Origin of the sequence: Actinomadura vinacea (genome assembly GCF_039532545.1) — a bacterium.
Classification (GTDB): domain Bacteria; phylum Actinomycetota; class Actinomycetes; order Streptosporangiales; family Streptosporangiaceae; genus Spirillospora; species Spirillospora vinacea.
Genome location: NZ_BAAARW010000003.1, coordinates 78,257 through 101,910 on the forward strand (window position 1 = coordinate 78,257; position 23,654 = coordinate 101,910).

The window sequence follows — 23,654 nt, forward strand, 5'->3', positions numbered from 1 at the left end:
CCCGCCGTCCGCGGCCTACTTGAGGAGCTCCGCGGCCTTCTCCGGGTCCAGCCCGTCATGGACGACCGCGCGCAGCGCGGAGACCATCCTGCCGGGATCGTCGGCCCCCCAGACATTGCGCCCGAAAGTGACGCCGTGCCCGCCGGCCGCGACGACCGACGCCGCCTGCCGCAGGACCTGCATCGGGTCGCCGGCCTTGGCGCCGCCCGCGGCCACCACGATCGCCGGGGTGCCCTCGACGATGCTCCGGAACTCCTCGGTGGACCCGGTGTACCACGTCTTGACGATGTCGACGCCCAGCTCGGCGGCCATGCGGGAGGCGTACAGGACCGCCTCCACGGTGCCCTTCTTCTCCTCCGGCCACAGCTCACCGGTCGGGTAGGCGTGGCAGACGACGGGCAGCCCCACTTTGGCGGCCTCCTCCACCGTCCCCGACAGCATCTCCAGGTCACGGGGCTGGTTGGACGACCCGGCACTGATCCCGACGGCGACGGCGTCGGCGCCCATCCGCACCGCGTCGCGCACGTCGCCGATGACGGCGTCGTAGTGCGGGTGGAAGTCGACGGAGAACATCGACGCCTTCAGGATCCACGGCACCGCCGAGGTCGTCCGCGCGAGCACGTGCCCGGCGACGCCCTTGCACATCGTCACGGCGTCGGGAGCGCCTCCTGCGATACCGGCGTAGGTCGTCCCGATCGTGGCGAGCCGCGGCGCGACGCCGCGGGGGATGGCCTGGTCGAGGGCGACGGTCACGGTCCGGCCGGACGTCCCGAACAGCCGCCGCAACCGGATGGCGCGACCCAGCGCGCTCGTCGTGCCGGTGGGATTGATCTCAAGGGGGGAGGTCATGGTGATCCTGCCTTCAGCGGTCGGAGAGGGGGGCTAGAGCCAGGGCGCGATGCCGACGCGCATGTCCCGGCCGGAGGCGACCAGCTCGATCGCCTTGACGGTGTCGTCGATGGGAAGCTGCGTGCCGACCAGGTCGCCGACGCGCAGCTCGCCGGCGGAGATCATCCCGGCCACCGCGCGGAACCCGTCGAGGCGGCAGGAGGACGCGCCCACGACCGTCCACTCGTTGTAGTGCACGTCGTTGGCCGGGATCTCCAGCATCGAGCCCTCGCCGCCGAACCCGGCGAACATGCTGACCCGCGCGCCCGGGGCGAGGCAGCGCAGGTAGGGGTGGACGGCGTCGGTCCTGCCGACCGCGACGACGAGCACGTCCACGCCCGCCCCTTCGCTCCACTCCAGGACCTGGCCGGCCGCGGCGTCCCCCGGCTCCAGCGCCAGTTCCGCGCCCGAGGCGAGCGCCGCCGCCCGCCGTTCCGGGATCGGGTCGACGGCGGCGATCCGCTCCACGCCGAGCCGCAGGGCGAGCCTGATGTGCATGAGCCCGAGCGGGCCGCACCCGCTGACCAGCATCCTCGGCGCGCCCTGCGCCCGCGCGAGCAGCTGGCCGTTGTAGGCGCAGGCGACCGGCTCGACGATCGCGGCCTCGGCGGCGGACACGCCCGGGACGGGGACCACGTTGCCGGCCTCCACGGCCGCCTTCGGCACCCGGACGAACTGGGAGAACCCGCCGGGAAGCTGGTATCCGAACGCCACCCGGTCGCGGCAGATGTTCTCGTGCCCCCGCACGCACGCCACGCAGCCGCCGCAGGGCAGCAGCGGGTAGACGGCGACCTGGTCGCCGCGGGACAGCCCGTCCGGGAGGGGGCCGGCCGAATCGGCCACGGTCGCGGCGAACTCGTGCCCCATGACCGTCGGGTAGGTGACGTTCCGCTTCTTCGAACCGTTGTAGATGCGGACGTCGGTGCCGCACACCAGGGCGCTCTCCACCCGCAGCAACAGGTCGCCGGGCTCCAGGGCGGGCGGGTCGCCCTCCTGGATCTCCATGCGCTCGGGGGCCTGCAACACGGCCTGCTTCATCACATACCTTCCTCGGTGTGCTCTGCGGATACGGGGCAGAGCAGGATCTGCGGCGCGGGGTCGGACTGCGTGCGCAGCGCGTCCAGGGCCGCGGGGTCGGCGCCGTCGTCGGTGACGAGGGTCCACGGCCCGGCCAGCGGCGACCAGTAGGAGCCGCCGCCGTCCCGCAGCTTCGTGGAGTCGGCGACCACGACCACCTTCCGCGCGTGCCGGCTCATCAGGGTCTTCAGGGAACTCTGCTCGAAGGTGCGGGAGGCGATGCCGCGGGCGGGATGCACCGCGTCGGCGCCCAGGAACAGGATGTCGGCGTACAGCCCGCTGACGGCCTGGTCGGCGACGGGGCCGGTCATCGTCTGGTTGATGCGGCGCAGCCGGCCGCCCAGCACCACCACGTCCACGTTGCCGTCCTCGACGAGCGTGTTGACCGCCCCGAGGCCGTTGGTGAAGACGGTCAGGTCGTCCAGGCCGCGCAGGTGGCGGGCGAGCCGCTCGGTCGTCGTGCCGGCGTCGAGGAGGACCACCTGGCCGTCGTCCACCAGTTCGGCGGCGCGCGCCGCGATCGCCTCCTTCTGCCGGCCGTTGCGCATGCGCCGCTGCCGGACCGAGACCTCCGAGGTGTTGCCGAGCACCGCGCCGCCGTAGGTCCGCGTGATGCGGCCCTCCTCGCGGAGGCGCGTCAGGTCGCGGCGTACCGTGGCCAGCGACACACCGAGGGCCTCGCTCAGGGACTCGACCTGGATGGCGCCCTCGGTGTCCTCCGCGAGCAGCTCGATGATGCGTTCACGCCGTTCGCGGCCGGAGAGACGGCTGTTCGGCTCGCTCACCACACGCACCCCTTGATGACTGAATCGATCAGATTTTTGCGTACATCGAGCACACTAGCAGTCCGATGTCCGACCGGACGCGGGTCCAGCATGACATCCGTGAGCGATCGATTCAATCATCAAGTTGAGCGAATCAATCAAAATCAGCCGACAAAGCCCAGGGGGTTGACAGGAGGCTTGCGCGAACCAATCATCTCCGTAACGTTTCAGACATCGAGCGGTCATCCCTCTGACACGACGCCAGGGGATCCCCGTCCCGCCGCGACTTGATCGAAAAGTTCAGCCGTGGCGGACGGGTGCCCGTCGCCTCCCGCCTCGTAGCGACGCCGCCGCCGATGCCCGTGAGGAGGACCCCGCATGGTCGAGCAGCAGTCCGGCACACAGCCGTCCCCGGTACGAGGCGCGCGGGAGACCGCGTCACGACCGTCCCGAACCCGCTGGGCGGTGGCGGCGTTCTGCTTCGGCGGGCTGGCCATCAACTACGTCGACCGCGCCGCCGTCTCGGTCGCGCTGCCCTTCATGACCGACGACTTCCACCTCACCAAGACCGAGCAGGGCCTGATCCTCAGCGCGTTCTCGTGGACGTACGCGGTCATGCAGCTGCCGGCCGGATGGCTGATCGACAAGTTCGGCACCCGCCTCGTCTACGGCGCCTGCGTCCTGTGGTGGTCGTTCTTCACCGGGCTGACCGCCCTCGCCTCGTCGTTCGCCGCCCTCCTCGGGATGCGCCTGGGGCTCGGCATCGGCGAGAGCGGCGCGTACCCGTCGAGCGCCAAGGCCGTCTCGGCCTGGTTCCCCGCGAGTGAACGGGCCCGCGCCACCGCGTTCTACGACAGCGGCGCCCGGATCGGCTCGGCGCTCTCGGTCCCCATCATCACCGCGATCATCGGCGCGTTCGGCTGGCGGGCCGCGTTCGTGACGATGGCGCTGCTCGGCGTCGTCTGGGCGATCGGCTGGTGGGCGTACTACCGCTCGCCCGAGCGGCACCCCGGCGCCAACGCAGCCGAACTCGCCCACATCAACCAGGGCCGCGACACAGGGCCCGTCCCCGAGGGGCCGTCCGGCGGCCGGATCCGCGACCTGTTCCGGCACCGGGTGGTGTGGGGCATGATCGCCGGGTTCTCCTGCCTCAACTTCGTCGTCACCTTCTTCCTCACCTGGCTGCCCAGCTACCTGGTGGACGAGCGCGACTTCGACCTGCTCAAGCTCGGCTTCTTCGGGATGGTCCCGGGCCTGATGGCGGTGGCCGGCAGCTGGGCCGGCGGGCTGGTGGGCGACTCGCTCCTGGCACGGGGCTGGAGCCTCACCCGGACCAGGAAGACCTGCCTGGTGTCGGGCATGCTGCTCAGTTCGGCCGTCGCCGGGGCCGTGCTGGCCTCCAGCGCGGTGCTCGCGCTGGTGCTGCTCAGCGTCAGCTACGCCGCCATCGCGTTCGCCATGGTGTCGGTCTGGTGCCTGCCCGCGGACGTCGCACCGGCCGACCAGGTCGGCTCGCTGGGCGGCACCCAGAACTTCGCGGCGAACATCGCCAGCGCGCTCAGCCCCATCGTCATCGGCGCGCTCGCCGAGGCCACCGGGTCGTTCGTCGTCCCGCTGCTGCTCACCGGCGTGATCGCGATCCTGGGCGCGGTCTCCTTCGGCCTGCTGATCCGCCGCGTCGAGCCCATCGCGCCGTCTCCGTCCGCCTGAACGCCGGCCAGGCCCGGGTAGGCGGGGGCGCCTACCCGGGCCTGGCGACCGTCCCCTACGCGGTAGGCGGCCTTTCCGGGCCGGTGCGTGCCGGAGGACTCCCTGACCCCTCGCCTCCGGTCCGCACCGGCCCCACCCCCGGACGGACGCTTGCTCATTTCTTGTCAGCTGTCCATTATCTGGGTGTGACGCGTCCGAGCCGATCACCAGCCGGACCCGCTCGACCCCGAGGAAGTTCACCGGCCGGCTTATGCGGACGGCGTCCGTCCTCACCGAATTCGCGCACGGCGGGGAGGCAGGCCGATGCACCTGATCAGCCATCTCATCCAGCGGCGGCTCAAGCTCTCCCCGCCGCTCACCCGCGACCTCACCGTCCAGCGCGACCTGCGGGTGCCGATGCCCGACGGCGCGGAACTGCTGGCGGACAGATGGGCGCCGAAGCGCGGCGGCGCGGCGCTGCCGACCGCGCTTGTGCGCTGCCCGTACGGCAGGCGCGGGCCGCTGGCCTGGGCCATGGTCAGGCCGCTGGCCGAACGCGGGTTCCAGGTGCTGGTCCAGAGCACCCGCGGCGGGTTCGGCTCCGGCGGGACCTTCGACCCGATGCGGCAGGAGCGCGAGGACGGCCTGGCGACGCTGGACTGGGTGGTGAAGCAGCCCTGGTTCGGCGGCTCCATCGTGCTGGCCGGCATGAGCTACATGGGGTACGTGCAGTGGGCGGTGGCCGACAGCCTGCCGCCGCAGGTCAAGGCGATGATCCCGCAGATGACCGAGTCGGCGCTGACGCTGGAGTTCCTGCGCCCGGACGGCCTGTCGCTGGAGACGCCGTTCGGCTGGGGAGTCCTGATCGACGGCGTGGAGAGCCGCTTGGGGCTGCTCCGGCAGCCCTTCCAGGCGAGGCGGATACGCCGCGGGCTGAACACGCTCCCGCTGGAAGGCGCCGACACCGCCGCGCTGGGCCACCGCTCGGGCTACATCCAGGACATCCTCGCCCACGACGCCGACGATCCGTACTGGGCCGCCGCCGATCACCGGCACCGGGTGGCCGGGACGACCGTGCCGGTCAGTTCGATCGGCGGCTGGTACGACATCTTCCTGCCCGGACAGCTGCGCGACTTCCAGGCCCTGCAGAACGCGGGGTGCCCGGCCCGGCTGACGGTCGGCCCGTGGACGCACCTCACCGGGGACGGCACCGGCATGAACGAGGCCGTCGAGTTCGGACTCGCGCACGCCCGCGGCGAGCGGCCACCGGAGCGTGCGCCGGTGCGGCTGTTCGTGATGGGAGAGGAGGCCTGGCGCGATTTCGAGTCCTGGCCGCCGCCCGGCTACCGGCCGCGGCGGTTCCACCTCCAGGCCGGCGGGACGCTGTCCGGCGACCGTCCCGCCGAAGCGGAGCCCGACCGGTACCGGTACGACCCCGCGGACCCGACGCCCGCGGCCGGCGGCGTGCGCATGGTCCCCGGCAGCGGCCGGGTCGGCAACGCGGCTTTGGAGGCCCGCGCGGACGTGCTCACCTACACCACCGCGGCGCTCGACCGCGACGTCGAGGTGATCGGCGAGGTCGGCGCCGAGATCTGGTTCCGCTCCAGCCTGCGCCACGCCGACGTGTTCGTGCGCCTCTGCGACGTCGATCCGCGGGGCCGCTCGGTCAACGTCTGCGACGGCCTGGTGAGCCTGTCCGGCGCGGACGAGATCTCGCGGGCCGACGTCCGGCTCTGGCCCACCGCGTACCGGTTCGGGCGCGGCCACCGGATCCGGGTCCAGGTCTCCAGCGGCGCCTTCCCGCGCTACGCGCGCAACCCCGGCACCGGCGAACCGCACGCCACCGCGACCACCCTCCGGGCCGCCGACCAGGAGGTCCACCACGATCCGGAGCACCCTTCCGCGGTGATCCTGCCGGTTGGATGATCGTGGCTACGATGGCCCCGTGGAGGAGACGACCAGGCGGCCTCGGCGTTCGCCTCGTCCGGGTGAGCGGAAGCTGGACGCCGAGCGGTCCCGGCGGCTGCTCCTGGACGCCGCGCTGGAGGAGTTCGCCGCCAAGGGGTACGCGGGCGCCCGCGTCCAGGACATCGCCGACCGCGCCGGGGTCAACAAGCAGCTCATCAACTACTACTTCGGCGGCAAGGAGGGGCTCTACTCCGAGCTGGGCCGGCAGTGGCTGGAACGCGAGGCCGAGCTCAACGACCCCGAGACGCCGATCGACGAGCTGTGGGTCCGCTACCTGCGCGATTCGCTGGACGATCCGCGCGGTGTCCGGCTGAACGCCTGGCGCGGCCTCACCGAGAACGACGTGCGGATTCCCGAGGACTTCGCGGAGGACCTGTCCGACCTGCGGCGCCGCCAGGCGGCCGGGGAACTGGCCGGCGATCTGGAGCCCGAGGCCGTGATGATGCTGATGACGGCCATGGTCGCGATGCCGACGGTGATGCCGAACGCGGTCCGCCGCATCTACGGGCTGAGCCCCGATTCGCCGGAGTTCCAGGAACGCTACGCGGACCAGCTGCGCCGGATCGTCCGCCATCTCGCCGGTCCGGCGGAGGCGTAGCCCAGGATCTCCTGGCCGCATGTCGTCACCGGGCACCCGAACCTCGCTTGAACTTCATGGGGTGTTGACTTTAGAAGCCAGAGAGAGGTTAGGTAAGCCTTAGCAAAGTGCCTCGGGAGGTTTCATGTGGTCGACGGTGCTCGCGTACGGCGTCGCCTACGGGTTGGGCTTCAGCGTGCTGTTCACGGTGGGGTTGTTCGCCGGGGCCGCCGCCGGCCGGGACTTCCTCCTGAACGACTACCCGCCCGCGATCCAGGCGCGGTACGGCAAGCCCAAGAGCGCGCGCGGCCGCCGGGTGGCGGCGCTCTTCGGCGTGTTCGTCTGGGGCGTCTGCGGCATTCCGCTGATGATCGCGGCGCTGTCCGGGCTGGACGGCGCGCTGGGCGGCGATCTGGACTTCCTGCCCGCGGCCGGCTGCGCGGCCCTCGTGTTCGCCACCCTGACACTCTGGGACCTGGTCGTCCTCGACTGGATCATCTTCGCCGGGCTGCGTCCCCGGCTGCTGGTCCTGCCCGGCACCGAGGGCATGAAGGAATACCGGGACCTGCGCTTCCACCTCGTCGCCGCGCTCAAGGGCAGCCCGCTGATCGCCGTCGTGGGCCTGGTCGCCGGAGGCGTCGCCGCCGCCCTCGCCTAGGCCGCTACCGGACCGCGGTCTGGGCGGCGTAGACGATGATGTTGTCCCGGTAGCCGCCGCCGGCCCGGTCGAACGAACCGCCGCAGGTGATCAGCCGGAGCCCGGGGTGGTCGAGCGGGCCGTAGACGCGCCGGGTCGGGAACCGGTCCTTGGCGACCCGCTCGACCGACTCGACGGTGAACACGGCCACCCTGCCGTCCGCGCGGTTCACCTCGACGCGGTGTCCGGGCCTCAGCCGGCCCAGGTCGTAGAAGACCGCGGCCCCCTCGGAGGAGTCGACATGGCCCAGGATCACGGCCGGACCGCGTTCTCCCGGGGTGGCCTCGCCGTCGTACCAGCCGGCCTCGTCGGGCCGGTCGGCCGCCGGGACCTGGACCGAGCCGTCACGGCCGACGCCCAGGCGGGCCAGCGGGGCCCGTACCCCGATCGACGGGACGGCCACCTGGACGGGAGCCGAGCGGGTCAATACCGGCCCGCCGTGATCGACCGGCCGCGGGGTCGCCGCCCACGCCGGAGGCCGCGGCGGACCGGCCGGTCCGCGCAGCCCCAGGCCCAATGTCACCAGACCGACGGCCAGCAGGACGGCCCACATCGTCCACAGGCCGAGCTTTCGCGGCATTCTCCGATCACCTGCCCGGTGGAGTCGGTTGCGGTGGCGGGCGGCCACGGTGCCGATTGCCGCCCGCCCCCGGCAGCAGGGTGCTCCCGCCCTGGCGCGGTGCCCCCTACGCCCTCATGTGATGGAGCCGGGCGTCCGGCCGGTTCGGGCCTTTGTCCGTTTTTGAGGGCATTCAGCAGGTGTGTTTAAGGGGCGGCGGCGGGCTTCGCGTCGGAGACCTCGGCCGCCGATGGCGTACCGATCCGCCACACTATTCCAATTGTAGTTGGATGGTCGGCGCACGCCCGCGGCGACGCCGTTAAGCTGCACGCTGAGCGCGGTGTCCCGGAGGTGACCACCGCTACCTCACGCTCGGCACGCTGGCCGCGGGCACCGTCTCGCCGCTGCGGCGCCTGAACGCACGCCTGCGCTTCGCCCTGGAACGCTGGGCCGACGAGGACGCCGCCGAAGCCGTCGGCGACCGCACGCTCGTCGCCCACACCATCGCCCGCGTCGCCCTGGCCCGCTCCTCGGACGGCCCGGCCGCGCCGCCCCTGCCCGCCTTCACCGAGTCCGGCGTCGTCCAGCGGGTGGAGGCGCTGCTCTCCACCGCGCCGGACAAGAACACCATCACCGGCCCCGTCATCCTCGCCGGAGCCGGCCTGGGCACCGGGCTACTGGCCTCGGCCGCCTGGCAGCTCGACCACGCGCTGGGCCTGACCTTCCTCTGAAACCGCCCTCAGCGGCCGGAGAAGCTGATCTCGACGCGGCGGTTCTCGGCGCGCCCCTCGGGGTTGTCCTCGCCGTTCTTGGTGTTGGGCTGGACGGGATCGGCCTCGCCGCGCCCGACCGCCTTGATCTGGACGCCCCCGGCGGCCCGCGCGAGCTCGGCGCGGACGGATTCGGCGCGTTGCTGCGACAGCCGCAGGTTGTCGGCCGGTGCTCCGACGGAGTCGGTGTAACCGGTCACGCTCACCTCGCCGGTGGCGCCGCGCAGGCGTGCGGCGACCCCGGCGATCACGCCGCGGGCCGCCGGGGTGAGGTCCGCCGCGCCGAAGGCGAACAGCACGTCGGCGCTGATCTGGACGGTGGTGATCGAGCCTTGGGTGCGTTCCTGCCGCAGCGGGACGATGGACGCCGCCAGGTCGATGCCGTCGATCGACTCGGCGATCCCCAGGGCCTCCACCGACTCCGCCAGTTCCAGTCCCGTCGGCTGGGGCTCGGCCGCGGCGGCCGGGGAGGAGAACGACGCGCCCGCGAGGAGAAGGGCCAGGGCCACGCCGCGCGCGGCCCTGGTCACCGGGTCACCGGCACGCTGCGGAACGGCGCCCACTGGCCGAACGACACGTCGACCGTGCGGACGTTCGCGGGCGGCGCGGCGAAGGTGTAGGTCTGGACGGTCGCCTGGTTGTTGCGGATCTTGTCGAAGATGAAGTGCGGCTGGAGCGGGCGGTTGCCCGCCTTGACGACCTTGTGGCGTTTGAGGTTGACGGTGTCCAGCAGGCCCACGTCCGGGTCGCTGTTGCCGTTGAGGCTGTAGACGTTGACCATGTCGGAGCCCGCGTTGCGGGGCGTGAGCACCAGAGTGAGGTGCGCGAGCGGGCCGGACACCTTCAGGTCGATGATCCCGACCTCCAGCGTGGCGCCCTGGAAGATCGGTGAGTTGAACGTCTGGCGCGCGATCGTCTTGCTCGGGTCGGCGGTCACGGCGACCTGCTTGGCGGGCCGCGTGTCGGCTGGGCCGCTGTCGGCCTGCTGCCCGGAGTCATCGCCGCCGCCGCAGCCGGTCAGGCTCAGGGCCGCGACGGTGGCGACGCCCGCGACCTTCCGTGCACTGTGCATGTGTCCTCGCGGTGACGCGCGGAACCCCGCTAGGTCGATGGCCGGTACGAAATTCCGCTTCATGCGTGTGCTCCTTTTCCTGTGGGGGTGAGGATACGCAAGATCAATCGGTTGAGCTGCGGGATTGGTGATCTTTGTCGGGTATGACTACGTACGGTGGCTTCTGGCTGTGGAGAATGTTGTTCTTGATTTCTGTCAGTCCTATTGCCATCCGCATTGGGTCGGCTTACCGTGCGGTCATGTCGAAGCCGACGTTGGCACGCATGTGGACGGTCCTGCTGCTCGTCGTCGCGGTGACGGCGGCGAGCACCGGCTGGCGACCCGCCGCGCCGGACGGGCGGAACGGCCCGCCCCCTCCCAAGCCCGAGCCGGTCTCGGTGACCGAGCTGCCGCTGCCGCCGGTGACGCCGAGCACCGAGGCGGGCTCGTGCACCAGGAAGATCAACCCCCGGGGGACGGGCTGCGTGGGACGTTCCGTCGGTCTGCAGTCGGGCGGTTTCCTGCCGGACGGCCGGCACGTCGCGGCGCAGGTCAGTTTCGCGGGGGCGCCCGCCGGGCCCGACCCGGCGGGCATCTACACGGGCCGGCAGCTGATCATCGTCAGGACCGACGGCACCACCTTCCCCAACGGTGATCCGTGGAAGTGCGTCACCTGCGGCGTGCCGGCCGAGAACGCGGTCGGCCGCGTCGACGCGCTCGACTACCCCCAGCCGTTCGCCGACGGCAGGCGGGTGCTGGCCGGGCCCAACATCATCGACTGCGGGCCGCGGCTGCTCGTCGACTGCGCTCCGGAACGCGCGCACATCTATCCGATCCGCTGGAACGTGACGCCCGAAGGAGCAGGGAAGGGCGGAGAGATCCGGGAGCTGCGTCTGCACCCGGACAACGTCCACCTCGGTTTCAACAGCTTCACCGCCGACAACGGCAAGCTCGGCCAGTTCGCCTACCTCGGGCGCCTGAAGTTCGATCCGGCGCCCAAGACGGGCGAGCCGCGGACACCGCGCTACGACCTCGCCAAGGTCACCCGGCTGTTCGACCCGGCGGACGAGCAGCCGGTCGAAGCGGACCCCCGCCGCCCCGGCGAGCTGAAGGTCAACCCCGGCGCCCGCGCGGTCGGCGAGTTGCGGGGATTCTCCAAGGACGGCAAGGAGGTCACCTACATCGGCCACTCGGCCGAGTCGTCCAACATCGACGTCTTCGCGGCGAACCTGACCACGGGCAAGGTGCGCCGCCTCACCAGCCACCCCGAATACGTCGACCCGGTGGACCTCTCACCCGACGGCAAGTGGCTCGTGGCCATGGACACCCGCGGGACCGACCGGCAGATGTTCATGGCCGGCATGCGCGCCATCCCGCCGGTCACCGACCTGATCACCAGCAGCGCCGCCTCGTCGACCCGCAACAACGGGCAGCGCCGCTTCTTCCAGCCCTACCTGATCGACCGGTACGGCGACCGTGGCGATTACCAGGGCCAGCGGCTCAACGCCGCCGGCGACGGCGGCCCGGGGAGCGTGAACGATCCCAACTGGAACGGCAGGGCCGACCCCCAATGGTCGCCCGACGGCACCAGCGTCGCCTACTGGCAGGCGCTCGTCGTCCCGCCCGCGTGCGGCGGCCACAATCCGCTTCCCTGCCCGCGGTCCACCGCGCCCGGCGGCCGCACCGAGCGCATGATGATCGCCCGCCTCACCGGCCGCGGACCGGCCCCGGCACGCCCGGTCGCCCCCATCTCGGACCGCGTCCCCTGGGGAACCCCGTACCAGCCCGGCAGCCCGACGCCCACGCGGCCGTATCCCCGGGAGGGCACGTACACGCTGCGCGGCAAGGTGTCCGGCTCCGCCCAGGTCAAGATCACGGAGACCGCCGCGCGTACCGCCATCAGCACGATCGCGGTCGCCTACAAGGGCTTCTCCGACGACGGCCTGCACGTGCTGAACGGCACCGAGCGCGTGACGGCGGCGAACCCCACCCTGACCACCACCAAGGTCGACTGGTACTCCGACCTCGTCCAGACCGGCCGCACCAGGGCCACCAAGAAGAGCAGCCCCGACGGGTTCCACCTGACCATCGACGTACTGACCAACATCTTCCAGGCCACCGGGACGCTCACCACCACCATCAACGGCCGGACGTACCTCCAGCCCGCGAACGGGACCTGAGACAGGCCCTAGGCCAGGCGACGTGGCCTCAGGTACCGCGCGAGCGCGCTACCTGGCCGGTGGGGCGACGCCGGAGGCGAGCCTCACCGGCCAGATCGCGAAGCGATGCCGCGCTCGCCCAAGCACGGTCAGGGTGCGAGCCGCCAGGCGAGTGCCCTGGGCCGGGGTTGAATAAACACAGCCCTCTAGGCGAGTGCCCTGGGCCGGGGTTGCGAAGAACACGCGTCAGTCGGCGGTCCCCTCGTTCGGTGACACGCTGTCCGGCGGCTGCTCGGCCGCGATGCGGGCCAGTTCCACCCGGGAACCGATGCCGAGCTTCCGGAAGACCTGGCGCAGGTGGAACGACACCGTGTGGGGCGAGAGGAACATCTGCGTGGCCACCTGGCGGTTGGTGAGCCCCTGGGCGACCAGGGACGCGACGCTGCGTTCGGTGTCGGTGAGGCTTTCCCACCCGGTGCTCGGCCGGTCGGCGTAGGTCCAGTGGCGGCGCCGCACGCCCAGGTTCCGCAGCCTGGCGCGCACGCGGGCCGCGTCCCGCAGGGCGCCGATCTTCCGGTAGCCGTCGGCGGCCTCGTCGAATCTCGCGATGGCGGCCTTGCGGTCGTCGATCAGCAGGAGCCCCAGGTCCTCCGCGGCGGAGGCGGTGCCCCAGGGGTCGTCGTACTGCGCCATGGCCTGCGTCAGCGCGGCGGCGTCCCGGCGCAGGACGCCGTGCGCGTGGGCGGCCGCGGCGGCGAGAGTGGGGAAGCCGGGGTTGTCGTCGGCGATCTGCCGGGCCGTCTCCACAATGTCGGCGGCTACCGAGCGGCGGCCCGCGGCCAGGGCGGTGCGGGTCATCCACCCCGCCGCGTGGGGTTCGAGCATCAGTATCCAGCGGCGATGCCGGAGGTCGCCATAGCAACTGGCCAGCGATCGCATCGCCTGCTCCGGGCCGCCCTGGGCCTCAACGACGAGCGCGACCGCCCAGGTGCCCCAGACCGACCCGTACATCGCACCGTGCGCGGCCTGCTGCTCGGACTCGAAGCGCTCGACGTACCGCGTGGCCGCCTCCATATTGCCGCGCCGCAACTCGACGATGGCCAGGACGGTCAAGCCGAGCAGCGCGTACGCGTAGTTGCCCAGCTCGTCCGCGGCCTTCAACCCGGCCTCGGCCTCCGTGGCGGCATCCTCGGGGCGGCCTGCGGCCAGCGACAGGCAGGCCCGGAAGAATGCCGGAGTGGCGGCCTGCGCGGTCGGCCCGTACGTCTCAAGGTCCGCGGCGGCGTCCTGGAGGACGCTCTCGGCCTCGCTGTGCCGGCCCACCCCGAAGAGGCAGCGCACCAGGAAGAGGCGCGGGTGGGCGCGCCGGGCCCCGAGCGATCCGGTGCTCGCGATGCGCACGGCCTCGCGGACGTCGCGGAACCCGTCGGCGGCGCGGGCCTCCTCCCAGGCGAGGTGCGCGCTGAGCAGCAGCGCCCCGACCAGCGCCGTGTCGGCGTGCGCCGCCCGGTCCGCCAGGATCACGTTCGCCCGCGCCCGGCCCCGCCCGAAGTCGTGCAGCGCTATCAGCCCCTGGAACACCGCGAGTTCCGTGAGGTCGCGCAGCTCGCCGACGGTCTCCCGCTGCGCGAGCAGCTTCTCGGCCTCCGCCACGGCCTCGGCCGGCCGCCCGGCCAGCAGCAGGATGGACGTCAGCTCGTACCGCATCCGATCGGCCCACGGCCCGGAAGGCGACCGCCGCAGCGCCTCCCGCGCCGCCTCCATCGCCTCGGTGAGCCGTCCGGCGGCGGTCAGCGCCTCCACCGCCGTCGCCGTCCGGGGCAGCAGTTCGGGATCGGCCGGGTCGGTGAGGTCCAGCGCCCGGACGGCGAGGTCCACCGCGGACGGCGGAGAGTAGGGCAGCACCGCGCGCGCCGCCCGCTCCAGCCCGTCCAGCGCCCGCGCGTCCCCCGGCTGGACGGAGCGCTTGAAGTACGCGGCGGCGGGCACGACCGCGCCGCGTCGCAGCAGCATCTCCCCGGCCTGCCGCTGCAACGCCATCCGCACCGGCTTGGAGATCATTTCCGTCGCGACCTGCCACAGCAGGTCGTGCCGGAACGCCAGCCGGCCCGCGGCGGGCACGACGATGCCCGCCCGCACCACCTCGGCGAGCCGCGGCAGCAGCCGGTCGACCGGCTCGCCGAGCATCTCGGCCAGATCGTCCACCGAGAAGGTGCGGCCCAGGACCCCGGCCACCTGGAGCAGCTCGCGGGTCGGCGCGGACAGGCCGATCAGGCGGCTGCGCGCGCTCGCCTGGACGCCCGCCGCCGAGGTGACCCGTGCGCTGCCCGAGACGACCTCGACCACGCCTTCGAGCTCGCACGTCCTCAGCAGTTCGAGGAGCAGGAACGGGTTGCCCTGCGCGCTCGCCGCCATCTCGAGGACGTCCGGACCGGGCGGCGCGCCCAGGACGTCGGTGGAGATCTCGGTCACCGCCCGCTCGTCCAGCGGCTCGACCTCGACGCGGGTGGCGCCCTCCTGCTCCAGCACGTGGTACAGCCCGTCCACGCCGGAGTCGCCGATGCCGCTGGTACGGGCCAGGATCCACCCGAGCGGGTAGGCGGCGAGCTCCGGTAGCAGGGACCGCAGCGCCAGCTGGGTCGTCGGGTCGGCCCAGTGCAGGTCGTCCAGTGTGATCAGCAGCGGGCCCTGCCCGACCCGCTCCTCCAGGTGGACGCGCAACCGCTCGACCAGCGACAGCCGCAGATCGGCGGTCTCGGCGCCGAGCGGCTCCGCCTTCGGCGCGGGCTGCGCCGGCGCGGACTCCGGCGACACCAGCGCCGGCTCCCCGAGCGCCGTCGCCAGCGGGCCCAGGGGCGCCAGCCGCCCGACCTCGTCGGCCGCGCCGTGGGCCACCGCGATCCGCGTCCGCACGGCGACCTCGGCGGCCTCCTGGAGCAGCCGGGTCTTGCCCACGCCCAGCCGGCCCTCGACCAGCAGCACGCCGCCGCGGCCGTCCCCGGTCGCCCGCAGCAATTCCGCGACGGGGCGCCATTCACGGGCCCGGCCACGCCAGCCGGGTCGGGACCAGAGCGGGTCGTTGTCCGCTCCGGCGACGTTCGAGAAATTCTCCCCCTCGTCCGCGCCCATGGCTCCATAACATAGCGCGGTACGTTTATGTGCAACCTTCGGGATCGTCCATTAGCTACGATGACCTGCGTGAACGTGGGATGTGAGCACCTCTCTCGCGGTTTCAAGATGGCGGATATGGCGGTGAATCCCAATGGGAGTCTCAAATAACTCCCACGGAAAAGTAAAATCTCGAAATTGGTAGCGTGTTCTCATGGGCTCTGAACCGATCCGAACGGTCGAGTTGCGCCCGCTGCTGGCGGCGATGGAAGCGCTCCGGGACGGGGACTTCCGGAGCCGACTGCCGACCGACCATGCCGGCATGCCCGGCGAGCTCGCCGCCGTCCTCAACCAGATAGCCGACCGCAACCTGCATTTCGCGGACGAGCTGAGCCGGGTCCGCCGCGAGGTCGTGCGCCACGGCCGGCTCGACGAGCGATTGTCGGCCGGCCCCGGCCACGGCGGTTGGGCGGTGACCATCGACGCGGCGAACTCGCTGGTGGACGCGCTGGTCGCGCCGACCGTCAACGCGACGCGCGTCCTGGAGGCGGTCGCCGGGGGCGACCTGAGCCAGCGGGTGGACCTGGACCACGACTGGCGGCCGCTGCGCGGCGGGCTGCGCAGGCTCGGGCAGATGGTCAACCACATGGTCGACCAGCTGTCGCTGTTCACCGGCGAGGTCACCCAGGTGGCCCGCGAGGTCGGCACGGAGGGGCGCCTCGGCGGGCGCGCCAAGGTGCACGGCCTGTCCGGCACCTGGCGGGACGTCACGGAGGCCGTCAACACGATGGCCGAACGGCTCACCGCCCAGGTCCGGGACATCGCCCTGGTGACCACGGCCGTCGCTCGTGGCGACCTGACCCGTACGGTGACCGTCGAGGCGACGGGGGAGCTGCTGGAGCTGAAGCTGACCGTGAACACGATGGTGGATCAGCTGTCGGCGTTCGCCGATGAGGTGACGCGGGTGGCGCGTGAGGTCGGTACGGAGGGTCAGCTCGGTGGCCGGGCGCAGGTGCGCGGGGTCTCGGGCGTGTGGAAGGACCTGACCGACAACGTCAACCTCATGGCCTCCAACCTCACCTCGCAGGTGCGCAACATCGCGGATGTGACGACGTCGGTCGCCAACGGGGACCTGTCCAAGCAGATCACCGTTGACGCGCAGGGTGAGATCTTGCAGTTGAAGCTGACCGTGAACACGATGGTGGATCAGCTGTCGGCGTTCGCCGATGAGGTGACGCGGGTGGCGCGTGAGGTCGGTACGGAGGGTCAGCTCGGTGGCCGGGCGCAGGTGCGCGGGGTGTCGGGTGTCTGGAAGGACCTGACCGACAACGTCAACTTCATGGCCGACAACCTGACGTCCCAGGTGCGCAACATCGCCCAGGTCGCGACCGCGGTGGCGCAGGGCGATCTCGGCAAGAAGATCGATGTCGACGCCCGCGGCGAGATCCTCGAACTCAAGACGACGATCAACACGATGGTGGACACGCTGTCGGCGTTCGCCGATGAGGTGACGCGGGTGGCGCGCGAGGTCGGCACCGAGGGCAACCTCGGCGGCCAGGCGCAGGTGCGCGGGGTGTCGGGGGTGTGGAAGGACCTCACCGACAACGTCAACGAACTCGCCCTCAACCTCACCAACCAGGTGCGCAACATCGCGGATGTGACGACGTCGGTCGCCAACGGGGACCTGTCCAAGCAGATCACCGTTGACGCGCAGGGTGAGATCTTGCAGTTGAAGCTGACCGTGAACACGATGGTGGATCAGCTGTCGGCGTTCGCCGATGAGGTGACGCGGGTGGCGCGTGAGGTCGGTACGGAGGGTCAGCTCGGTGGCCGGGCGCAGGTGCGCGGGGTGTCGGGCGTGTGGAAGGACCTGACCGACAACGTTAACTTCATGGCCGAGAACCTGACGTCCCAGGTGCGCAACATCGCCCAGGTCGCGACCGCGGTGGCGCAGGGCGATCTCGGCAAGAAGATCGATGTCGACGCCCGCGGCGAGGTCCTGGAGCTGAAGTCGACGATCAACACGATGGTCGGCACGCTGTCGGCGTTCGCCGATGAGGTGACGCGGGTGGCGCGCGAGGTCGGCACGGAGGGCAACCTCGGCGGCCAGGCGCAGGTGCGCGGGGTGTCGGGGGTGTGGAAGGGCCTCACCGACAACGTCAACGAACTCGCCCTCAACCTCACCAACCAGGTGCGCGCCATCGCCGAGGTGACCTCCGCCGTCACGCAGGGCGACATGTCGCGCACCATCACCGTCGAGACCCGCGGCGAGGTCTCCGAGCTGAAGGACAACATCAACCAGATGGTGTCCAACCTCCGGGAGACGACCCGGGCCAAGGACTGGCTGGAGTCCAACCTCACCCGCCTGGCCGGTCTGATGCAGGGGCACCGCGACCTCACCGAGGTCGCCGACCTCGTCCTGCGCGAGCTCACCCCGCTGGTCAACGCGCAGTACGGCGCCTTCTTCCTGACCGACACCGACGGCGAAGGCGCCCTCGGCAAGGGGCTGGCCTACATCGCCGGCTACGCCTCGCAGGGGCAGACCGTCGACACCGTCGCGATGCCGGGCCACGGCCTGGTGCAGCAGTCCGTCCGCGAGCAGAAGCGCATCCTCATCGAGGACGTCCCGCCCGACTACATCACCATCGACTCGGGCCTCGGAGCGGGGACGCCGGCGTCCGTCGTCATCATCCCCATCCCCTTCGAGGACAAGGTGCTCGGCGTCATCGAGCTGGCCTCCTTCAGCCGCTTCTCCGACGTGCACCTGGCCTTCTTCGACCAGTTCGTCGACACCATCGGCGTCGCGATCAACACCATCATCGCCAACTCGCGCACCGAGGCGCTGCTCGGCCAGTCGCAGCGGCTGACGACCCAGCTCCAGGAGCGCTCCGCCGAACTGCAACGGCAGCAGGCCGAGCTGCAGCGCTTCAACGAGCAGCTGGAGGAGAAGGCGGCGCTGCTGACCTCCGCCTCGCAGTACAAGTCGGAGTTCCTGGCGAACATGTCGCACGAACTGCGCTCCCCGCTCAGCTCGCTGCTCATCTACGCCCGGCTGCTGTCCGACAACACCGAGGGCAACCTCTCCCAGGACGAGCAGCTGTTCGCACGCAACATCTACCAGTCGGGGTCCGACCTGCTGCAGCTGATCAACGACATCCTCGACCTGTCGAAGGTCGAGGCCGGCCGGATGGACATCCGGCCGAAGTACCTTCCGCTGGACAAGCTGCTCGACTACGTCAACGCGACCTTCCGGCCGATCGCGGCCGACCAGGGGCTCGACTTCGACATCGCGGTGGCCCCGGACACGCCGCACGACCTCTACTCCGACGCGCAGCGGCTCCAGCAGATCCTGCGCAACCTGCTCTCCAACGCGTTCAAGTTCACCTCGGACGGCCACGTCCGGCTGCGCGTGGAGCGGGCCACCGACCCCGACGAGCCCCGGGGCGCGGGCTCGGACGTCATCGCGTTCACCGTCGAGGACACGGGCATCGGCATCCCGCACGACAAACTCACGACGATCTTCGAGGCGTTCGAGCAGGCCCACGGCCCGTCCGGGCACATCGGCGGCACCGGCCTCGGCCTGTCCATCAGCCGCGAGCTGGCCGGCCTGCTGGGCGGCAAGATCGTGGTCGAGAGCGAGCTGGGCCGCGGCAGCTCCTTCACCCTGTACGTCCCGGTGGTCCGGCCGATCCCGGCGGACCTGGGCGAGCGGCTGCCGGAACACGCGGAGGCGACGATCTGGACCACACCCGTCCAGCCCGCGCCCGCGGAGGCGCCGCCCGCGCCCGAGGAGGCGCCGCCCGTGCCCGCGGAACCGCGTCCGGCCGCCCCCGTGCCCGACGGCCGGGTGCCCGACGGCCGGGTGCCCGGCGGCCGCGCACCCGAGCTCGTGGTCCGGCCCCGTTCGGCCCGCACGGACGAGCAGCGGACCGACCGTGCGGCACGCGGGCTGTCCGGCCGCCAGGTCCTGATCGTCGACGACGACCCCCGCATGGTCACCGCGCTCACCCACGTCCTCGGACGGGCGGGGATGACGGTGGCGCACGCCGAGAACGGCGCGGCGGGCATCGAGGCGCTGGAGCACAACCCGGACGTGTCGCTCGTCGTGATGGACATCATGATGCCCGTGATGGACGGCTACGAGACCATGAAGGTGATCCGCAACGATCCCCGGTACACCGGCCTGCCGATCATCGCGCTCACCGCCAAGGTCGTCGCCGGGGAGCGGGAGAAGGCGATCGCCGCCGGCGCCAACGAGTACCTCCAGAAGCCGGCCGATGTGGGCCGTCTGCTCGGCGCCGCCCGCGACCTCCTGAACCCGGGCACCGCGGACTAGGCGGGTGGGATTCAGGTGGTCTCTTGTGACTTCAGAGCCCGGGGAGCGCGGCCGGAGGGCGCAACCCGCATGGATGTGGGATATGCGGGGGCCGGGGCCGTCGGCGACTATCAAAGGGTCACAAAGTACGCCTGGCTGGAGCGATACCTAGGCCGGCGAAACGAGGACGCTCGGAATGGATCGCCTGATCAAACTGCGCCAGTACGTAGAGGCCCTCGGCACCCCGCGTGCCGCGAACGGTGACGAGAACCGATGGCCTGTGCACAACGAGACACTCGCGTTCCAGGGTGAGGACGAGGTCACCCGCCTCACCCGGTCCGTCACCCGCAGCATGGGGAGGCTGGAGGAGGCGCTCGGACAGCAGCGCCGGTTCGCCTCCGACGCCTCGCACGAGCTGCGCAACCCCATCGCCGGGCTCCGGCTGCGCCTGGAGGAGGCCCGGCTCCATCCGGATCAGACCCGCATGGACGACCTGATCGACCAGGCGTTGAAGGACGTCAACCGGCTGGAGGGGATCGTCACCGACCTGCTCCTGCTGTCGCGGATCGAGGCGACGCAGAACGGCAACGGGAACGGGATCAGGAAGCTCGAGGCGATCGACCTGGCGGAGCTGGCGGCCTCGGAGGTCGTCCGGCGGCCGGACCGGCTGCCCAACGAGCTGCGGCTCGAGCCCGATGTGATCGTCCTGGGCGTCCGCAGCGAGCTGGTCCGGGTGCTGGCCAACCTGATGGACAACGCCCAGCGGCATGCCAGGCACGAGGTCGAGATCGAGGTCTGCCGCAGCAACGGCAGCGCCATGCTGACCGTCTCCGACGACGGCGACGGGATCGCCGAGGCCGACCGGGAACGGATCTTCGAACGGTTCGTCCGGCTGGACGCGTCCCGCAAGCGCGACGGCGGCGGCACCGGTCTCGGGCTGGCGATCACCCGTGAGATCGCGCGCGCCCACCAGGGCACGCTCGAGGTGGGCGAATCCGCCGACGGCGGAGCCTGCTTCGCGCTCCGGCTCCCGCCGGCCCGGCACGACCCCGAATAATCCCCGCTGATCAGGAGCCTCTCCGCGGTTCCTCGGCGGGCCGCTCGGTCAGGGCTCCGTCGCGCATCTCCCAATGCCGGTCCAGGCGTTCGGCCATCCGCGGGTCGTGGGTGGCCAGCAGCAGGGTGGCGCCGAGCTCGTCGGCGGCGTGGACGAGCAGGTCGACCACGGCCAGGGCGTGCGGGGTGTCCAGCCGTCCGGTGGGCTCGTCGGCGGTGATGAGCCGCGGCGCGACCGCGATCGCCCTGGCGACGGCGACGCGCTGCGCCTGCCCGCCCGACAGTTCCTCCGGGAGCCGCTCCGACAGGTCGGCGATGCCCGCCTGCTCCAGTACGGTGCGGGCGTGCCGCCGGGCCGAGTCGGCCGGACGCCCGTCCAGCCGCAGGGGGAAGGCGACGTTGTCCAGCACGTCGAGCGCCGGCAGCAGGCTCGGCTCCTGGAACACCAGGCCGATCAGACCGGGCCGCCCGAGCGGGTTCCCGCCGAGCCCCGGCCAGGTGATCTCGCCCGCGGTGGGGCTGTCGAGGCCGGCGATCAGGTGCAGCAGGGTGGTCTTTCCCGAGCCCGTGGGCCCGGTGACCGCGATCCGTTCGCCGGGCATGATCGTGCAGCCGATGTCGCGGACGGCGACCGCGGCGGTATGGCCGTTGCCATGGGCACGGGTGACATGGTGCAGCTCTACCAGGGCTGTCATTGCTCGCTCTCCTTCGCCACTCGCCCCACCGTAGAAAGTCCCTGGTCAGCGGCGCATTAGAGGCGGGTTACCATCCTGATTACCGTTGCTTACCCTTCGCTCCCGGGCAGCAGCAAGGTGAAGACGGTGGGTGCCGAGCCGCGCAGCGCCAGCCGTCCCCCCTCGGCTTCGGCCAGGGAGCGGGCGAGGGCCAGGCCGATGCCGTGACCGTCGCCGCCCGTTCCGCGCCGTTCGAAGATCGTCTCGGCGTCGAGGGGGCCGGTGCCCTCGTCGGCGACATCGATGGCCAGAGTGCCGCCGATGGCGGAGGCCTCCACGGTGACGCGGCCGCGGCCGTGCCTTGCGGCGTTGTCCACCAGGACGTCCAGGATCTGCCGGACCGCCGGCGCGGCGGCCGCGACCTCCGGCAGCGGCTCACCGGCCTCGACCGTCAGAGGACGCCCCTCGGCGGCCAAGGGGCCGTGCCAGTTCTCGCGCAGGTCGGCCAGCAGCCCGGCGACGTCGAGCGGTCCCCGCTCGGGACCGGTGTCGCGGGCCAGCCGCAGCAGATCATCGATGAGCCCCTCCAGCCGCCGCCCGCGGTCCAGCGCGGTGCGCAGCGCCGCCGAGTGATCCGCGCCGGGCCGCTCCAGGGCGGCCTCCAGGCCCAGCAGCAACCCGGTCAGCGGCGTCCGCAGCTGGTGGGAGACATCGGCGCTGAACGTGCGTTCCCGGTCGAGTATCCGGCCGAGCCGCCGTCCGGTCGCCTCCAGCGCCAGGCCGGCGGTATCGGCCTCCCGTATCCCGGAGTGCCGCGCCCGGACGCTGAAGTCCCCCTCGCCGAGCGCCTGCGCCGACCGCGTCAGCTGCTCCAGCGGGAAGGCGAGCCGTCCGGCCTGGCGGCGGGCCAGGCCCACCGCCAGCAGCAGGACCAGCGTGGCCAGGCCGCCCATCGCCAGCCAGGCCCGCTCGACGCGCTTGGCGACGTTGATGTCGGGCATGCTCACCCGCGCGGTCATCGCCACCCCCTGGCCGGAGCGGATCGGCGCCGCCACCGCCAGGTCTCCGCCCTCTTCCGCCTCATGCAGACGGCCGTCCATGGCGCGGGCCGCGACCGCCGAGGCCGGGGGGCCGTCCCCGGCCAGGAGCCGCCCGCCGGCCTGGTAGATGCCCACCGTCTCCCCGGGCCGCAGCCCGGCGGGCTGCCGGACGGGCCGCGGCCGGTTCCGCAGATCATCGGGCGTCACCGCGGCGACCAGCGTCGCGTCGCGTTCGAGATCGGTGATCGCCTCGTTGTGGTAGAGCCGTTGCACGACGAGGCCGAGCGGAAGCGCGAACAGCACGATCGTCACGGCCGCGATGCCCGCGATGGTGACGAGCAACTGCCGGCGAAGGGGCGAGAAGTCCACCCTTCCAGGCTTACACCGACCCGCGCACCGGCCCTCCACCCGGGCGCGTGAACCTGGCGTTAACCGGGCGGTGTCTACGATCGGAGGCATGTTCAGGGCGTTCGTGCTGGTCATCGAGGACGACCAGGACATCGGAGAAGAGCTCGCCCAGTCGCTGACCGGGCAGGGCTACCGGGCCGAATGGGCCACCACCGGCGCCCAGGCCCTTGACCACGCGCGGGAGCAGGCCCCCGACCTGATCCTGCTCGATCTCGGCCTGCCCGACATCGACGGCGTGGCGCTGTGCCGGCGGCTGCGCTCGATCGCCCGCGAGACCGTGATCGTCGTCCTGACCGCGCGGACCCAGGAGTTCGAGGTGATCGTCGCTCTCGACGCGGGCGCTGACGACTACCTCACCAAGCCGTTCCGGCTGACCGAGCTGATGGCCCGGCTGCGCGCCCACCTGCGCCGCAGCGCCGCCCGCCCGGAGGAGGACCGGCTCTTGACGGTCGGCCGCCTGCACCTGGACCTGGCCGCCCGGCGCGCGAGGGTCGCCGACGACGAGGTCTCCCTGCGTCCCAAGGAGTTCGACCTGCTCGCCTGCCTGGCGGGACGCGCGGGACAGGTGGTGACCCGGGAGGAACTGATCGACGAGGTCTGGGACATCAACTGGTTCGGCCCCACCAAGACCCTCGACGTCCACGTGTCGGCGCTGCGCCGGAAACTGGCCCGGCACGGCGAGAGCTCCCACCGCATCACCACCCTGCGCGGCCGCGGCTACCGCTACGAGATCGAGCAGTAGGTAAACGGCCCGCTTACCTTCCGGCCCGGTGTTCTTTCGAGCCGCCCTCGCAGGCCGCGAGGGCGGCTCGAAGATCACCGCCTGGCCGGCCCCGGCGCGGCGGCCGGTGCCG

18 protein-coding genes are annotated in these 23,654 nt (G+C 71.8%); 9 read left to right on the forward strand and 9 right to left on the reverse strand.

Features of this window, described 5'->3' with window-relative positions; translation table 11 throughout:
- Window positions 1–15 precede the first annotated feature (15 nt).
- The 3 genes from ABD340_RS04855 to ABD340_RS04865 are packed head-to-tail and all read right to left on the reverse strand — an operon-like array spanning window position 16 to window position 2,750.
- Window positions 16–849 (reverse strand): class I fructose-bisphosphate aldolase, encoded by an 834-nt coding sequence (locus tag ABD340_RS04855; RefSeq protein ID WP_344587229.1) that lies wholly within the window; start codon window positions 847–849, stop codon window positions 16–18.
- Between the two features lie 33 nt (window positions 850–882).
- On the reverse strand, window positions 883–1,926 hold the full coding sequence (locus ABD340_RS04860; protein ID WP_344587230.1) for an alcohol dehydrogenase catalytic domain-containing protein: 1,044 nt from the start codon (window positions 1,924–1,926) through the stop codon (window positions 883–885).
- Window positions 1,926–2,750 (reverse strand): DeoR/GlpR family DNA-binding transcription regulator, encoded by an 825-nt coding sequence (locus ABD340_RS04865; protein ID WP_344587231.1) that lies wholly within the window; start codon window positions 2,748–2,750, stop codon window positions 1,926–1,928. Before ABD340_RS04865 ends, ABD340_RS04860 begins: the two co-directional genes overlap by 1 nt.
- A 357-nt stretch (window positions 2,751–3,107) precedes the next feature.
- Between ABD340_RS04865 and ABD340_RS04870 the strand changes: the two genes are divergently transcribed.
- The 4 genes from ABD340_RS04870 (at window position 3,108) to ABD340_RS04885 (ending at window position 7,621) form a co-directional block, all read left to right on the forward strand.
- Window positions 3,108–4,439, forward strand: coding sequence for an MFS transporter (locus ABD340_RS04870; protein ID WP_344587233.1), 1,332 nt, complete (start codon window positions 3,108–3,110; stop codon window positions 4,437–4,439).
- A 303-nt stretch (window positions 4,440–4,742) separates the two neighbouring features.
- On the forward strand, window positions 4,743–6,344 hold the full coding sequence (locus tag ABD340_RS04875) for a CocE/NonD family hydrolase (RefSeq protein WP_344587234.1): 1,602 nt from the start codon (window positions 4,743–4,745) through the stop codon (window positions 6,342–6,344).
- Window positions 6,345–6,363: 19 nt separating this feature from the next.
- A complete protein-coding gene (locus ABD340_RS04880; protein WP_344587235.1) occupies window positions 6,364–6,984 on the forward strand; it encodes a TetR/AcrR family transcriptional regulator in 621 nt (206 codons plus the stop codon).
- Window positions 6,985–7,108: 124 nt separating this feature from the next.
- Window positions 7,109–7,621, forward strand: a complete 513-nt coding sequence (locus ABD340_RS04885) for a hypothetical protein (RefSeq protein ID WP_344587236.1) — start codon at window positions 7,109–7,111, stop codon at window positions 7,619–7,621.
- 4 nt (window positions 7,622–7,625) lie between these two features.
- Here ABD340_RS04885 and ABD340_RS04890 read toward each other — a convergent pair whose 3' ends face one another.
- Window positions 7,626–8,240: a class F sortase gene (locus ABD340_RS04890; protein WP_344587237.1), complete on the reverse strand. Its 615-nt coding sequence runs from the start codon at window positions 8,238–8,240 to the stop codon at window positions 7,626–7,628.
- Window positions 8,241–8,809: 569 nt separating this feature from the next.
- Here ABD340_RS04890 and ABD340_RS04895 point away from each other — a divergent pair.
- Window positions 8,810–8,950: a hypothetical protein gene (locus ABD340_RS04895; protein ID WP_344587238.1), complete on the forward strand. Its 141-nt coding sequence runs from the start codon at window positions 8,810–8,812 to the stop codon at window positions 8,948–8,950.
- 8 nt (window positions 8,951–8,958) lie between these two features.
- On the opposite strand, the gene ABD340_RS04900 is transcribed toward ABD340_RS04895, so the two are convergent.
- Together ABD340_RS04900 and ABD340_RS04905 are read right to left on the reverse strand one after the other, a co-directional pair.
- The gene (locus ABD340_RS04900) at window positions 8,959–9,519 is read right to left on the reverse strand and encodes an OmpA family protein (RefSeq protein ID WP_344587239.1); all 561 of its coding nucleotides are present in this window, start codon (window positions 9,517–9,519) and stop codon (window positions 8,959–8,961) included.
- Entirely contained in the window at window positions 9,516–10,061 is a 546-nt protein-coding gene (locus ABD340_RS04905; RefSeq protein WP_344587240.1) for a hypothetical protein, read from the reverse strand. Before ABD340_RS04905 ends, ABD340_RS04900 begins: the two co-directional genes overlap by 4 nt.
- Window positions 10,062–10,300: 239 nt before the next feature.
- Between ABD340_RS04905 and ABD340_RS04910 the strand changes: the two genes are divergently transcribed.
- A complete protein-coding gene (locus ABD340_RS04910) occupies window positions 10,301–12,220 on the forward strand; it encodes a TolB family protein (RefSeq protein WP_344587241.1) in 1,920 nt (639 codons plus the stop codon).
- A 225-nt stretch (window positions 12,221–12,445) separates the two neighbouring features.
- Here ABD340_RS04910 and ABD340_RS04915 read toward each other — a convergent pair whose 3' ends face one another.
- Entirely contained in the window at window positions 12,446–15,328 is a 2,883-nt protein-coding gene (locus ABD340_RS04915; protein WP_344587242.1) for a helix-turn-helix transcriptional regulator, read from the reverse strand.
- Window positions 15,329–15,521: 193 nt separating this feature from the next.
- Between ABD340_RS04915 and ABD340_RS04920 the strand changes: the two genes are divergently transcribed.
- On the forward strand, window positions 15,522–19,643 hold the full coding sequence (locus ABD340_RS04920; RefSeq protein WP_344587243.1) for a HAMP domain-containing protein: 4,122 nt from the start codon (window positions 15,522–15,524) through the stop codon (window positions 19,641–19,643).
- A 175-nt stretch (window positions 19,644–19,818) separates the two neighbouring features.
- Window positions 19,819–20,679, forward strand: coding sequence for a sensor histidine kinase (locus ABD340_RS04925; RefSeq protein ID WP_344587244.1), 861 nt, complete (start codon window positions 19,819–19,821; stop codon window positions 20,677–20,679).
- 10 nt (window positions 20,680–20,689) lie between these two features.
- On the opposite strand, the gene ABD340_RS04930 is transcribed toward ABD340_RS04925, so the two are convergent.
- Window positions 20,690–21,373, reverse strand: coding sequence for an ABC transporter ATP-binding protein (locus ABD340_RS04930; RefSeq protein WP_344587246.1), 684 nt, complete (start codon window positions 21,371–21,373; stop codon window positions 20,690–20,692).
- Between the two features lie 89 nt (window positions 21,374–21,462).
- The gene (locus tag ABD340_RS04935; RefSeq protein ID WP_344587247.1) at window positions 21,463–22,761 is read right to left on the reverse strand and encodes a sensor histidine kinase; all 1,299 of its coding nucleotides are present in this window, start codon (window positions 22,759–22,761) and stop codon (window positions 21,463–21,465) included.
- A gap of 88 nt (window positions 22,762–22,849) precedes the next feature.
- On the opposite strand from ABD340_RS04935, the gene ABD340_RS04940 reads away from it, so the two are divergent.
- On the forward strand, window positions 22,850–23,542 hold the full coding sequence (locus ABD340_RS04940) for a response regulator transcription factor (RefSeq protein ID WP_344587248.1): 693 nt from the start codon (window positions 22,850–22,852) through the stop codon (window positions 23,540–23,542).
- Window positions 23,543–23,654 lie beyond the last annotated feature (112 nt).